The organism is Streptococcus sp. HMSC078H03 (assembly GCF_001808655.1).
Lineage (GTDB): Bacteria > Bacillota > Bacilli > Lactobacillales > Streptococcaceae > Streptococcus > Streptococcus salivarius_G.
Map to the genome: position 1 here is coordinate 38,140 of NZ_KV794094.1, position 13,474 is coordinate 51,613.

Here is a 13,474-nt window from a genome sequence, read left to right on the forward strand (position 1 = left end):
TCTATCTCTCAATCGTATCTATATAATCTCGAACAGCTTTTACCATTTGGTCTACTTGGTCATTCTTGAACACTTGATTTTTCCCAGTTTGGTCGTGATTTGTTCCTTCAAAAGAGAGAATCGGAAGTCCCAACTGATGAATCGTTTCTGTGATATGATCAACCTCATCAAATGGGTTGATATCCATATAGAAATCTATTTTTTCTAAGACCTTTCGACTAGTCAATGGATCAAAGGATGGATAGAGAATAAGGTTTGGATACTGCTCCAACTTCACCAAATTAAACCCGAAATGAGAATGAGCCAAAACATGAAAAGCTACATCTGGAAGAGCCTGCAGCAAATGTTCCAATTCAAAGATGTCTGCAGTATTAGTATAAATCGCCGTATGGTAAGGAAAATCACCTACCATGTCACTAAAGCTAAGCTTTAAGGATGGCTTTCTCAATAAGATTTCTTCCCAAGACAGGGCATAATAAAACCACCAAATATCCCTGAAACGATTGAAGCGTTTGGACGTCCAAGGTTTATTGTGAGAAGTGTAATGAATAACCGCTGGTACCCCTTTGAAAGCATCATACCATTCCAAATCCCCATAACCATACTGGTCCTTATCAGAACCCACTTGGAGATTATAGGTCCATGGGAGTTGATACCAAGCATCCTTGAAATAAAGATTCAAGATTCCTTGATCCCCATAAACATTTTGATGATGCTCTTTTGTCAAGTCAAAAAGAGAGTCTGTCACCTTGTGTTGTCGCCACCAATCGGTATCAATAACCATCAAACCAGCGTTAAAACCATCTGTTGTCGTCGGACGGTCCACTACCGCTCCAATACCCAATCCGCCAAGATCCACTTCAAAAAGTGGTGACAAATCCTGCGTAAAAATCATATCGCAATCCAAATAGAGAACACGATTTTCTTGAACAAACTCAGGAATTGCATAACGGAAAAAAGTCGCATAATGTATATGCGCACTTGGAAGCGAAAATTGTTTAAAGCTTTCGGCAGACACACGACAATTGAGAATTTCAGAATCAATAGCCTCTAGGCGACGATTCATCAGCGTAAACCATTCTGTTGGTAAATTCTCATTTAGCACATAAATTTTCCACTGCCCTTTATGTGCACACAAAGATTTAAGAGCCACCTCTAACTTTTCCATGTAGGATAGCTCTGCTACAAATACAACTGATTTTTTACCCATGTTTTCTTCCTCTCAAACTCTAATAAGAATATCATTTTTTAGAAAACATTACAATTTCTATCCCTTACAAAAAAAGCCAGCCCTAAGGCTGACTTTAATTGGAGATCAATTTTCTTTTAGTGCTCGTTAAATGCGTAAAATAGAATTCAGACAAACACACAGCTCAAAACACCGAACACCTCTCAACTCATAGACTATTCTACAGAGGCACCGTTACTTGCGATAACTTCTTTATACCAGTTAAATGATTTCTTCTTAGAGCGTTTCAGGCTACCATTACCATCGTTGTCACGGTCCACATAGATAAAGCCATAACGTTTCTTCATTTCACCAGTTCCAGCAGAAACAAGGTCGATACAGCCCCAGGTTGTGTAACCCCAAAGCTCTACACCATCTTCATTGATAGCATCACGCATAGCCTTGATGTGGGCTGCCAAGTAGTCGATACGATAATCGTCTTCAACATAACCATTTTCATCTGGCGTATCCACAGCACCAAGCCCATTCTCAACGATAAACATCGGTTTTTGGTAACGATCCCAAATAGCATTGAGGGTAATACGAAGACCTAGTGGGTCAATTTGCCAACCCCACTCTGAAGCTTCCAAATAGGGATTTTTAATAGAGGCAAAGATATTGCCGGCAGTCTTTTCATTAACTTCTGGATCACCTGAAGCCACACGACTTGCATAGTAAGAGAAGGAAATAAAATCAACAGTATGTTCTTTAAGAAGGGCCAAATCTTCTTCCGTCATCTCAAGCTCAATGCCATCACGTTCCCACTGCTTCTTAGCATAATTTGGATACTCTCCACGAGCTTGAACATCAATAAAGAAATAGCTACTACGATCTTCTTGCATGGCTGCCCAGTAATCGCGTGGGTGGGCTGTATTTGGATAATATTGACCTGCTGCCAACATACAACCAACCTTATTTTCAGGATCAATCTCATGGGCCAACTTCGTCGCCATAGCTGAAGCTACCAACTCATGGTGAGCTGCTTGGTATTTAACCTGCTCCTCATTCTCACCCTCTTCAAAGCAGAGTCCTGCTCCCATAAATGGTGCATGGAGAATCATATTGATTTCATTGAATGTGAGCCAGTACTTAACCAAACCTTTATAACGTGTGAAAAGGGTACGGCAAAGATTTTCATAGAAACCAAGCATCTTACGGTTACGCCAGCCACCATACTCGGTAATCAAGTGCATGGGACAATCAAAGTGTGTGATCGTTACCAAAGGTTCAATACCATACTTGTGACATTCTTTGAAGAGGTCCTCGTAAAAGGCAAGCCCAGCTTCATTTGGCTCAGCCTCATCCCCCTTAGGAAAAATACGTGACCAAGCAATAGAAAGACGATAAGTCTTAAAGCCCATTTCACCAAAGAGAGCAATATCTTCCTTGTAACGGTGGTACATGTCGATACTTTCCTTGGCTGGATAGAAATAGCCATCCTCAAAATCAAACATCTTACGACGTCCAGTGATAATAGAAAGGCGATCCTCACCAATTGGCACCACGTCAACATTGGCTAGACCACGCCCATCAGCATCATAGGCACCCTCACATTGATTGGCCGCTGTCGCCCCACCCCACAAAAATCCATCAGGAAAAGTCATTTTTTTAGTCATTGTTCTACCTCTTTATGATTCAAGATTATTTCAGTAATAGTATATACTAATCTGGAATCGTTTTCTTATAGTAAACTACGAAAAACTGATACTATCCTATGATTTTGACAAAAAACGAGAGTAGGCCAGATTCCCACTCTCGATTATATTTTATTTCCAATTTTCTTCTAAGAATTGGTGACGAATGGCACTACTCTGTGCATAACGTTCAGGATTAGTCTTATAAAATCCCTGGTGATAGGCTTCTGCTTCATAGAAAGTCTCTGCAGGCTCAATCTTCGTCACAATAGGACGATCAAAACGTCCTGAGTTCTGAAGATTTTCCTTAGACTTTTCAGCAATTTCCTTTTGACGCTCATCAAAATAATAAATCACAGGACGATAGTTATCACCACGATCCTCAAATTGACCAAACGCATCCGTTGGATCTGTCTGAGCCCAATAAATCTCAACTAATTTAGAGAAAGAAATAATTTCTGGATCAAAAATAATTTCTACCGCCTCTGTATGACCTGTCGTTTTTCGACAAACCTCTTCATAAGATGGATTAGGTACATGTCCCCCTGTATAACCAGAACGAACAGATAAAATACCAGACTGTTCTTCAAAAGGCTGTACCATACACCAGAAACATCCTCCAGCAAAAATAGCTCTTTCCATAGCTTCCTCTCTTACCAAACCGGCTCATCTAAACCTTGAGACGATTTCTTGATGACTTCTTTCACTTCGTCAGTATGATAGGCTTTGATGACTTTCTTAATAGCATCAGCCTTGTCTGATTTTTCCCAACCTTTTTGGGCAACAAGTAGGTTGTACCATTGCTTAGTATTTTTACTTGCAGGTTCCACGTAGATAGCTGTCTTAGGATCAATTCCAGCCTCTGTTACGAAGTCATTATTAATGATAGCCGCATCTACAGAATCTAGGTTAGCAGCTGTTTGAGCCGCATCAACTTCTTTGATATTTAGATTCTTCTTATTTTCGCTGATATCAGTCAATTTAGCTTTATCGTCAGCATCGACACTAAGCTTAATCAACCCTGCAGACTGCAAAAGGTTTAGGGCACGACTTTCATTAACAGCATCATTTGGGATGGCAATCGTAGCACCATCTGGTAATTCTTTAATATCCTTGTATTTATTCTTACCACCCTGTGTTCCTGAGTAAACACGGAAGGCCGTAAAATAAGTCTCAGCAATTGGTACTAGGTCAGTTTTATGATCCGCATTCCAGTTATCAAGGAAATTGTAGTGTTGGAAAGCATTGATATCAATCTCACCATTATTTAGAGCTACGTTAGGTTGAGAATAGTCCGTAAACTCACTAAACTTCAGCGTAATGCCTTCTTTTTTCAGAATTTCTTCAACCTTATCCCAGCGTGCTTGTTCAGACTCACTCTTAGCCATGGTTCCCACTCGTACCACGTTCTTATCCTTAGCAGCATCCTTACCACAAGCTGCTAAAATCCCTACAGATGCAACAGCAAGAGCTACGATACCTAATAAACGTTTTATCTTCATAATTGTCTCCTCTCAAATAAATAAGTGGTTCTAGTCTAACACGAAAAAACTTGCTTGACTAATTCATATTCTTAATCAATTGATAGAGAGGAGCTATCAAAAAAAGAGTAAGAACTATCTCTTACTCCACAATTGTTGCTCCAAGAACATTCTTAAAATGCCCAATAGCAAAGTCATGAGCTTCAAGCGTCAAGGAAGCTGTTGCACTCGCTACAACCTCAATATCATAGCCCAAATTATAGGCATCAATGGCTGTATGTAGCACACAAATATCTGTTAAAACTCCTGTCAAGACAACTGTCGTCACACGACGTTCACGCAAACGAATATCTAAATCCGTTCCCGAAAAGGCTGAATAGTGTCGCTTATCCATCCAAAAGACACGATTATCATCCTTAATAGCATCATATACACCAGCCAACTTACCATAAAGTTCTCGCCCAGACGTCCCTACAATATTGTGAGGTGGAAAGAGCTTGGTTTCAGGATGGAAGGTATCTCCTTCATCATGTCGGTCCATAGCAACGAAGATATAGTCCCCATTATCATAGGCCTCTTGAGTTACCTGGGCAATGCGGTCTTCAATGGCTTGGGCAGGCTTTCCAGCCGTCAACTTCCCATCATCTGCCACAAAATCATAAGAGTAATCAATTGATATCAATGCCTTTGTCATATTACTTTCTCCTTTTAAAAAAAGTGGGGCAGGCTCCTCCTACCTCACTTTCTTTCAGTATTCTTCTTATTCGTATTCTTTCAATTTATCGTAGATACCTTCGTTAAGGACTTTAAGATAAGTCCCTTTCATACCGAGTGAACGGCTCTCAATAATACCAGCTGATTCCAACTTACGAAGGGCATTAACGATAACTGAACGTGTGATTCCGATACGGTCAGCGATAACAGACGCTGTCAAGCGACCTTCCAAACCGTCCAACTCATTCAAGATAGCTGAAACTGCCTTGATTTCTGAGTAAGACAAGGTATTAATAGCCATGTTAATAGCTGTCTGTTTACGAATTGTTTCTTCCAAGTTCTCTGTTTGAAGATTCAACAACTGCAACCCAACTACTGTAGAGGCAATCTCAACCAAGATAAGATCTTCATCCACAAAATCATGGTCGTTACGCCAAATGATGAAAGAACCAAGACGCATACCACCACCATAGATTGGGGCAATTGTAGTCAAACCATCTGGGAAGTCATCTTTTGATTCCACAGGGAAAATGGTCAAGTCACTGTCAATACCAATGTTTTCTTGAGTGTCATAAACACGGCTGATACCACGTGTGTATTCTTCTGGAAGTTGTTTGGCTTCAAAAAACTCTTCCACACGATCATTGTTGGTTTTGTACTTCATGGCAAAACCAAGGAGAGCACCACCACCATTAACGATAGCAGCGTTACAATCAATGATATCCGCCAATTGAGCAGCCATATTGTTGTATGGAAGATCTCCTTCCAAGCTGTCTACTGAGCGTTGCAAGATAGATGTAATTTTACGTGTTTTAGCCAGCAAATTTGCCATATTTATTGTCTTCACTTTCTATTGTAATCATAATAATATCAAGCCTTGTACTAATCTTCTGCGTCAAGACCTACTAGCCCTATCATTATAGCACACTTAACCCAGAAATTGCAAACAATTGTCTGAAAATTATTTATTATTCTACTATTCATTATATTAAGTATATTATGGCATTTTTAGGAAAAATGTTCGGATTTTACTCAAATACATCCCCTTTTTAGAGACAATAAAAACTGGACAAGCCTTTTTGTCCAGTTTTTTAAGAAATTAACGCTTGTAATATGACAAGACTCGTTCGATTTTGTTACCGAGATCAGCCAACTCTTCCACACGAGGAAGGTAGACAATACGGAAGTGATCTGGTTCATTCCAGTTAAAGCCTTTACCTGGAACTAGGAGAACCTTCTCCTTCTTCAAGAGACGAAGACAGAATTCTTCATCATCTTCAATATCATACATGTTACGGTCAATCTTAGGGAAGATGTAAAGCCCTGCGTCAGGCTTAACAGCCGAAAGCCCTGGAATAGCGTTTACGGTATTCGTGATAAACTCACGTTGTTCATAGATACGCCCACCAGGGATCAAGAGTTCATCCACGGATTGGTAACCACCAAGTGAAGTCTGAATAACGTGTTGGGAGAGCACATTAGCACAAAGACGCATGTTGGCCAACATATTAAGCCCTTCAATATAGCCTTTGACATTCTTTTTAGGTCCAGAGAGAACCATCCAACCTACACGGAAACCACAGATACGGTGAGACTTAGAAAGACCATTCATAGACACACAGAAAACATCTGGTGCAAGACTAGCAATCGCAGTATGCTTTTTACCATCCATAACCAAGCGGTCATAAATCTCATCCGCAAAGATAATCAAATCATTTTGTCGAGCAATATCCACAATCTGTTCAAGAACATCCTTAGGATAGAGCGAACCTGTAGGATTATTAGGATTGATGACTACAATTGCCTTAGTATTTGACGTAATCTTTGATTTGATATCATCAATATCTGGATACCAGTTAGATTTTTCATCACAGACATAGTGTACGGCATTACCGCCAGCTAGACTGACACAAGCTGTCCAAAGAGGATAGTCTGGCATTGGGACCAAGACCTCATCTCCATCATCAAGCAAGGCCTGCATAGACATGGAAATCATTTCTGAAACACCATTACCAATATAAATATCATCAATATCTACATTTGGGAATCCCTTTAGCTGGCAATACTGCATAATCGCCTTACGAGCTGAGAAAATCCCCTTACTATCCGAATACCCTTCACTGTTACGAACATTCATAATTAAATCACGAATGACTTCATCCGGTGCTGTAAAGCCAAATTCCGCAGGATTTCCTGTATTAAGACGAAGAATCTTTTCACCATTGGCAATCATACGGTTGGCTTCATCCAAAACTGGTCCACGAATATCATAGGCAACGTGATCCAACTTTGATGATTTATCAAATGTTTTCATAAGTTAATCCTTTCAAAAGATACTAAAAGTAGATACATCTAGCAGAAAATAAGAAAATTCAACACCTGATGGGGATTTCCACTTTTATTGACACCAACTTTAGGCTTGGCCATTTGGTATCATTTCTGAAGACTTGTCTTCCTCTTTTTTAATTATCATGTTTCTTACGAAGCTAATAACAGATTGTATTATACCTCTTTTTCAAGCAATCTTCAATTTTTAGATAATACTGAAATCTTCACATTACTAAGAGCGTCCTAAAGTAAGCAGTCAAAAAAAGATTTCAGAAAATCTATAACAACGCTTTCATTTTTTAGATTAAAGGAGTATAATAAAGCTAAAGATAGGAGGTAGAGCTTATGTCTCAACAATATGAACGTATTATGGTAGCTATCGACGGTTCTTACGAATCAGAACTGGCCTTTATTAAAGGTGTGCACGTTGCAAAACGTAATAATGCTCAGTTACTATTGGTACACGTTATCGATACACGCGCCCTTCAAAGCGTTGCGACTTTCGACTCTTACATCTATGAAAAACTAGAAGACGAAGCTAAAGCTGTTTTGGCTGACTTTGAACGCCAAGCCAGAGAAGCTGGTTTAACCAAGATTCGCAAAGTTATTGAGTTCGGTAATCCTAAGAGCCTCTTGGCTGTTGATATCCCTGATAAGGAAAATGTTGACCTTATTATGGTTGGTGCCACAGGTCTCAATACTTTTGAACGCTTGCTTATTGGTTCATCTTCTGAATACATTCTCCGTCACGCAAAAGTTGACTTGCTCATTGTTCGTGACTCTGAAAAAACACTTTAGTCACCTCTCACAAGCACCTCTGGTGCTTTTCTCATATGAAAAAGAACCGAGATCCTAAATCTCAGTTCTTTTTTTGTTCTATTTTTCAGACTTTGCTGATTCAGACATCACTTCTGACTCTGAAGTTGACTGGCTTTCTTCGGCCAAGTCTTCACTAGCAGATTGACTTGAGGCACCTGCTTGCTCCAAAGCAAGACTAGTTGAAAGGCTCTCACGCTCTGCTTCCTGACTAAGGCTAGCTTCAACAATCATGAGTTCCTTTTGACGTTCTGTTTCACGAAGATATTCACGTTCTTCAAGTTCTTCCTGACGACGTCTTTCCTGCTCACGTCTTTGGGCTTTTTGACGCTCACGCTTAGCATGACGTTTTTGCGTCTCATCAATCAAGACCTTAGTATTGTCTTTAATATGCATCCACTTAATAAGACGAACCAAGAGTCTCCATAGGAAGACAATAATTGACTCTGCAAAGAGAAGAATCTCAACCAGAATAACTCCCAACAAGCTCCAAGCCATGAAGAGTGTAATCAATAACTGTGTGAAAATCTTCTTCAAGTCACCCAAATGATTATTGTGAATATTAAGGGTCTCAAGGAAAAGATCTAAAATCCCCTGCAAGAGGTGTGATTTAACAGATTTGTCTCCCTCTAGGCTCAAGTCCGTTTGGACTTCTGCCGGAGTAACAACTGTCAAGTCCCCATCCTGATAGACATCTATACGGTCTCCTAATTTTATATCAAAATCAAAAAGCGTGCGATCTATTTTCTTAAGTCGCCCGTCAGGATGACTGAGATAAACAAAGTCATCATCAAATTTTAAAATACGAAACATAATTTACCTACTCTTTATTGCTCCCTAAATAATAGCAAAGTTAAAAAGCTCTTGTCAAGAGCTTCTTTTTCAATCCAAGGTTTTAACACCGATACGATTTTTATACTCTTGATACGTTTCAGTGTGCATGAGAGCTTTGGCATTTTTAACCCGATCTGCCGTTGGTGGTTTGACCCCTTCCAAAGGATATGGAATACCGAGCTCACGCCATTTGAACTCACCCATTGTATGATAGGGAAGAATTTCAAATTTATCGACATTTTTCAAGGTTTTTACAAACTCACCAAGCTTAACCAAGTGTTCGTCAAAGTCTGTCAAACCAGGTACCAAAACATGGCGAATCCAGACTGGAACTTGTTTATCAGACAGATATTGAGCAAATTCCAAAATATTTTTATTAGGTTGACGGGTCACAAACTTGTGTTGTTCAGGATCAATCTCTTTGATGTCAAGTAGGACCAAGTCAGTAACAGCCAAAAGTTTGTCAACAACTTCATGATACTCAGGAGTATTGCGGTAAGCAAACCCACAAGTATCAAGCGTACAATGAATCCCTAGCTTCTTAGCCTCTGTAAAGAGGGCAGTGACAAAATCAATCTGAAGCATGGCCTCACCACCTGATACAGTGATACCACCATGCTCACCCCAGAAATGACGGAAACGAAGAGCCTCATCTAAGACATCTTCAACTGTACGTTCAACAGCCTTATTTGACTCCATAGCCCAAGTATCTGGGTTATGACAATATTGGCAACGCATCTTACAGCCTTGCATGAAAACAATAAAACGGATACCAGGACCATCTACGGATCCAAAACTTTCGGTTGAATGAACAAGTCCAGTCACCTGACTGTAATCAATTTCTGCCATGGCAGCCTCCTTGAAAACGCTTTTTACATGTTTTTATTATACCTCTTTTATCAGAAACATGCTCCATATCTGCCTGAATTCAGGCAAAGGTTATACTATAATACATCTGAAATTAAGGAATATCTATACTATACCAGAAGAAAAACAAAAAAACTGGAAAAATCCAGTCTTTTATCATCTATATTACTAGGCACGTTTCTTAAGCCCCAAAAAGGCTGCAGCAGCAAGGAAGAATGTTCCTACCATTGTCAAGATTACTGTTGATGCTTCACCAGTCTTAGGAAGTGTAACTTCCTTACCTTTAGCATCTTTACCAGTCAATGTACCGTCAGCGTTCACTTTGAATCCTACTGTTTCAGGAGCAACAACACTTGTTGTACCATCAGTGTTAGCGATAACAATTTGGCTATTTTGTGTAGACACAATTGTTTGGCCAGCTGCAGTGATAACTGGAGCTGTCGGTGTTACAGTAACAACAGGTTGTCCATTAACATTCACTGCTGGAGTTTCAGGGTTTTGAGGTGCTTCGCTTGTCCCTTTATCAGTTGCTGAAGCTGGGTCTTCCGGCTTATCGGCTGGTTTCTCAGTTGGTTTATCAGCTGGTTTTGTAGATGAATCAGCTGTTGGAGCCGGTGTCGCAGGTGTTTCTGGAGTTGCTGGTGTTGTTGGTTCAGCTGGTACTTCAGGAACTGTAGGTGTTGGTGTTGTTGGCGTTGCCGCACCTGTGTTTGAATCATTGCTACGAGCCAAGTCTCCATCACTTGGGGCTGTTGAAGGACCAGTTACTGCACGATCTGTCGTTGGTTGTGTAAGAACAGCATCATTTGTCGCAATACCATCGTCCGCAAAAGAAGTTACTGGTACAAAAGCTCCTAGGGTAAGGGTGAGTAAAAGCAAGCTACTATATATAGATTTTTTAGAAGCCATCAAGATTCTCCTTTTTTCATTTATCAGTTAATTTATATTCTACCATAAAAAAGTAATAAAAGACTGTTTTAATTAAAATCTTATTTATTTTTATTCTAAATCTATCAATACGCTGAAAAATGTTAGATTATCTTCAAAATTATGGTTGTTTTCCTGACAAAGTCCGGCAGTTTTGATAGGTAAAAAAGGCTTTATGACGTGTTTTATAGACGTTTTCTAATCTTATTATTTTGATAAGCTGATATTCCAAGATAGATAAGAAAAAGCACTTTCACTCATAATGAGAGAAAGTGCCTAATTAGTAAATAGTCGCTTTTAAGTTCCAATATTTTCTAATAAAAACATGTAGAAAACTATTCTTCTGCCTCTTCTGGAGCTGCCGTGATGATTACCTTAAGTTTGGTTACACGACCATCCTTAACCTTATCATTGATAAATTCGAGGTGTTTGTCCTTGTTGATAACTGCATAGTGTTCCTTGACTTCTTGAGTTGGAATGGCTCCCACACCAGTCAAATAATAACCTGCGATAGTATCAACGTCATCACTCTCAAGTTCTGTATCAAAATGTTCATTGAAGTCGTTAAGAGTCATAGCTCCCTCGACAATATAGGTATTCTCACCAATTTCACGAACTTCCACACTAGATTTATCTGTTTCGTCGTCAATCTCACCAACGATTTCTTCCAAAAGGTCCTCGAAGGTAACAAGACCAGCAACGCCACCGTATTCATCAAGCAAGATAGCCATCTGATTATTGGTGTTACGAAAGGCTGCCAAGAGATCATCTACGAAGATAGTCTCAGGAACAAAGAGTGGTTCATTCATGATTCGACGAAGTTTGATATTTTCAAAACCAAGTTCAAAACCTGCTTTTAGAAGGTTTTTAGTATGAATGACACCGATAATCTTATCCTTGTCATCTTCGTAAACAGGAATACGAGAGAAACTTTCCTTGAGAATAGCTTGGATATTTTCTTGAGTGTTGTCTTCAATATCAATCATGAAGGCATCTGTACGAGGAACCATAACCTCACGCGCCATCAATTCATCAAGAGAGAATACCCCTTGGAGCATTTCAATTTCTTCAGCCTCAAGTGTATCCTCACTCTTTGTCAACATGTACTCAATCTCATCACGTGTCATCTGTTCATCTGCATCATCAAAGGTCGCAGGTGTCAAACGAGACAAAAGATTGGTTGACGCCGAAAGAATCCAAACAAAGGGACTAACAATCTTACCTGTAACAATAATGACAGGTGCCGAGTAGATGGCTAGATTTTCCTTGAGATTCATAGCGATACGTTTTGGATAAAGTTCCCCAAAAACGATAGAGATATAGGTCAAGACAACCAAAGAAATCATGCTACCCGCTGTCTTAGCCCAAGCCACATGACCAAACCAAGTCGCTATCACTGCACCTAGTGACGCAGAGAGACTGGCCCCCTGTAAGAGGCTAATAAAGGTAATACCAACTTGGATAGTTGATAGGAAGTTGTTTGGATTTTCAAGAACCTTGAGTAGGCGAATAAATTTCTTATCACCTTCTTCTGCCTTTTGCTCTACACGTGAGCGGTTAAGTGATACGAGAGCCATCTCAGATGCTGAGAAAAAGGCTGTAAGCAAGGTTAAAATTAGTAGTAAAATAGATTGAAATAATAAGGACTGACCACTCGAGTCTTCCATTTTTTCTTCTCCTCTAAAAAAAAATTCTGACTTTCATTATACCATAATTTCCCAATAAAGGTGTCTATTTTATGCTATAATTAGAGTAATTTATCATCAAAGGAGAGACTTATGTCACTTATACGATTAGAAAATGTCAGTTTGGCCCGCCAAGGAAAAACACTTTTGTCTGGCCTTAACTGGACAGTTGAAAAAGGTCAAACTTGGGCTATTCTGGGACTTAACGGTGCTGGAAAATCAACCCTCCTACGTTTGTTGACAGCTGAATTCTTTCCTTCTGAGGGAAAGGCTGAGATACTAGGCTACACCTTTGGGAATGGAGACATCACAGGTCTTCGTCAACATATCGGTATCGTCAGCTCCTTCATCACTGAGCGTCTTCCTCAACATATGACAGCTGAAAAAATCGTCCTTACAGGTAAATACAAGAGCTCAATCCTCTACAAAGCCTATGGAGACAAAGAGCTACAAGAAGCCAAGGATATGCTGACTTCACTTGGTGCTGGTGATTTGATTGGTCGTAAATACCGTGGTCTCTCTCAGGGAGAAAAGCAAATCTGTTTAATTGCTCGTAGTCTGATGGAAGATCCCGACATCATTATCCTGGACGAAGCAACTGTGGGCTTGGATCTCTTTGCCCGCGAAAAGCTCTTACGTCAGATTGACCGTATCACCTCGCTTCCTCACGCACCACTGGTCCTTTACGTCACCCACCATGCTGAAGAAATCACTGAAAAGATGGACCACATTCTCCTACTCCGTCAAGGAAAAATCGTGGCACAAGGACCCAAAAATGATATCATCACACCGGAAGTTTTAGCTGACTTCTACCAAAATCCTGTTCAAATTATTCCAATTGATGACCATCGTTTTTACATTAACCCTCTTCTATAAAAATCGCTCAAAGAAACAAGTCCCCCAGATAATGTTTAGGGGACTTGTTCTTTTGGCTCTTTGTCAACTGTAGTGGGTGACGAA

The 13,474-nt window shown here is 39.9% G+C and carries 13 protein-coding genes; 2 read left to right on the forward strand and 11 right to left on the reverse strand.

The window, feature by feature from the left end; all coding sequences use genetic code 11:
* Position 1: 1 nt before the first annotated feature.
* The 7 genes from HMPREF2607_RS04745 to HMPREF2607_RS04775 all read right to left on the reverse strand — a co-directional run bounded on the left by HMPREF2607_RS04745 (position 2) and on the right by HMPREF2607_RS04775 (position 7,371).
* A complete protein-coding gene (locus HMPREF2607_RS04745; RefSeq protein WP_070476167.1) occupies positions 2–1,210 on the reverse strand; it encodes a glycosyltransferase in 1,209 nt (402 codons plus the stop codon).
* Positions 1,211–1,404: 194 nt separating this feature from the next.
* The gene (locus tag HMPREF2607_RS04750) at positions 1,405–2,844 is read right to left on the reverse strand and encodes a 6-phospho-beta-glucosidase (protein WP_070476170.1); all 1,440 of its coding nucleotides are present in this window, start codon (positions 2,842–2,844) and stop codon (positions 1,405–1,407) included.
* A 150-nt stretch (positions 2,845–2,994) separates the two neighbouring features.
* Entirely contained in the window at positions 2,995–3,504 is a 510-nt protein-coding gene (gene msrA, locus HMPREF2607_RS04755) for a peptide-methionine (S)-S-oxide reductase MsrA (RefSeq protein WP_070476173.1), read from the reverse strand.
* A gap of 11 nt (positions 3,505–3,515) precedes the next feature.
* A complete protein-coding gene (locus tag HMPREF2607_RS04760) occupies positions 3,516–4,364 on the reverse strand; it encodes a MetQ/NlpA family ABC transporter substrate-binding protein (protein WP_070476176.1) in 849 nt (282 codons plus the stop codon).
* Between the two features lie 121 nt (positions 4,365–4,485).
* Entirely contained in the window at positions 4,486–5,037 is a 552-nt protein-coding gene (locus tag HMPREF2607_RS04765) for a cysteine hydrolase family protein (protein ID WP_070476179.1), read from the reverse strand.
* A gap of 66 nt (positions 5,038–5,103) precedes the next feature.
* Positions 5,104–5,889, reverse strand: coding sequence for a GTP-sensing pleiotropic transcriptional regulator CodY (gene codY / locus HMPREF2607_RS04770; protein WP_002884784.1), 786 nt, complete (start codon positions 5,887–5,889; stop codon positions 5,104–5,106).
* A 267-nt stretch (positions 5,890–6,156) separates the two neighbouring features.
* Complete coding sequence (locus tag HMPREF2607_RS04775; RefSeq protein WP_002884715.1) at positions 6,157–7,371, reverse strand: pyridoxal phosphate-dependent aminotransferase; 1,215 nt, start codon at positions 7,369–7,371, stop codon at positions 6,157–6,159.
* A gap of 359 nt (positions 7,372–7,730) precedes the next feature.
* On the opposite strand from HMPREF2607_RS04775, the gene HMPREF2607_RS04780 reads away from it, so the two are divergent.
* Positions 7,731–8,183 (forward strand): universal stress protein, encoded by a 453-nt coding sequence (locus HMPREF2607_RS04780; protein WP_002891687.1) that lies wholly within the window; start codon positions 7,731–7,733, stop codon positions 8,181–8,183.
* A 78-nt stretch (positions 8,184–8,261) separates the two neighbouring features.
* On the opposite strand, the gene HMPREF2607_RS04785 is transcribed toward HMPREF2607_RS04780, so the two are convergent.
* The 4 genes from HMPREF2607_RS04785 to HMPREF2607_RS04800 all read right to left on the reverse strand — a co-directional run bounded on the left by HMPREF2607_RS04785 (position 8,262) and on the right by HMPREF2607_RS04800 (position 12,496).
* Entirely contained in the window at positions 8,262–9,014 is a 753-nt protein-coding gene (locus tag HMPREF2607_RS04785; RefSeq protein ID WP_014634961.1) for a hypothetical protein, read from the reverse strand.
* A gap of 69 nt (positions 9,015–9,083) precedes the next feature.
* The gene (pflA, locus tag HMPREF2607_RS04790; protein WP_021143691.1) at positions 9,084–9,884 is read right to left on the reverse strand and encodes a pyruvate formate-lyase-activating protein; all 801 of its coding nucleotides are present in this window, start codon (positions 9,882–9,884) and stop codon (positions 9,084–9,086) included.
* Positions 9,885–10,070: 186 nt separating this feature from the next.
* A complete protein-coding gene (locus HMPREF2607_RS04795) occupies positions 10,071–10,811 on the reverse strand; it encodes an LPXTG cell wall anchor domain-containing protein (protein ID WP_037602472.1) in 741 nt (246 codons plus the stop codon).
* Between the two features lie 353 nt (positions 10,812–11,164).
* Positions 11,165–12,496 carry a hemolysin family protein gene (locus tag HMPREF2607_RS04800; protein WP_037602475.1) on the reverse strand — a complete coding sequence of 444 codons (1,332 nt, stop codon included), beginning with the start codon at positions 12,494–12,496 and terminating at the stop codon, positions 11,165–11,167.
* Positions 12,497–12,607: 111 nt separating this feature from the next.
* On the opposite strand from HMPREF2607_RS04800, the gene HMPREF2607_RS04805 reads away from it, so the two are divergent.
* A complete protein-coding gene (locus tag HMPREF2607_RS04805; protein WP_014634965.1) occupies positions 12,608–13,390 on the forward strand; it encodes an ABC transporter ATP-binding protein in 783 nt (260 codons plus the stop codon).
* Positions 13,391–13,474 lie beyond the last annotated feature (84 nt).

Coding starts and splice junctions, on each gene's coding strand:
- HMPREF2607_RS04785 (WP_014634961.1), bottom strand. CDS start 9,014: ATGTTTCGTATTTTAAAATTTGATGATGACTTTGTTTATCTCAGTCAT.
- HMPREF2607_RS04760 (WP_070476176.1), bottom strand. CDS start 4,364: ATGAAGATAAAACGTTTATTAGGTATCGTAGCTCTTGCTGTTGCATCT.
- HMPREF2607_RS04805 (WP_014634965.1), top strand. CDS start 12,608: ATGTCACTTATACGATTAGAAAATGTCAGTTTGGCCCGCCAAGGAAAA.
- HMPREF2607_RS04775 (WP_002884715.1), bottom strand. CDS start 7,371: ATGAAAACATTTGATAAATCATCAAAGTTGGATCACGTTGCCTATGAT.
- codY (WP_002884784.1), bottom strand. CDS start 5,889: ATGGCAAATTTGCTGGCTAAAACACGTAAAATTACATCTATCTTGCAA.
- HMPREF2607_RS04795 (WP_037602472.1), bottom strand. CDS start 10,811: ATGGCTTCTAAAAAATCTATATATAGTAGCTTGCTTTTACTCACCCTT.
- HMPREF2607_RS04800 (WP_037602475.1), bottom strand. CDS start 12,496: ATGGAAGACTCGAGTGGTCAGTCCTTATTATTTCAATCTATTTTACTA.
- HMPREF2607_RS04765 (WP_070476179.1), bottom strand. CDS start 5,037: ATGACAAAGGCATTGATATCAATTGATTACTCTTATGATTTTGTGGCA.
- msrA (WP_070476173.1), bottom strand. CDS start 3,504: ATGGAAAGAGCTATTTTTGCTGGAGGATGTTTCTGGTGTATGGTACAG.
- HMPREF2607_RS04750 (WP_070476170.1), bottom strand. CDS start 2,844: ATGACTAAAAAAATGACTTTTCCTGATGGATTTTTGTGGGGTGGGGCG.
- HMPREF2607_RS04745 (WP_070476167.1), bottom strand. CDS start 1,210: ATGGGTAAAAAATCAGTTGTATTTGTAGCAGAGCTATCCTACATGGAA.
- HMPREF2607_RS04780 (WP_002891687.1), top strand. CDS start 7,731: ATGTCTCAACAATATGAACGTATTATGGTAGCTATCGACGGTTCTTAC.
- pflA (WP_021143691.1), bottom strand. CDS start 9,884: ATGGCAGAAATTGATTACAGTCAGGTGACTGGACTTGTTCATTCAACC.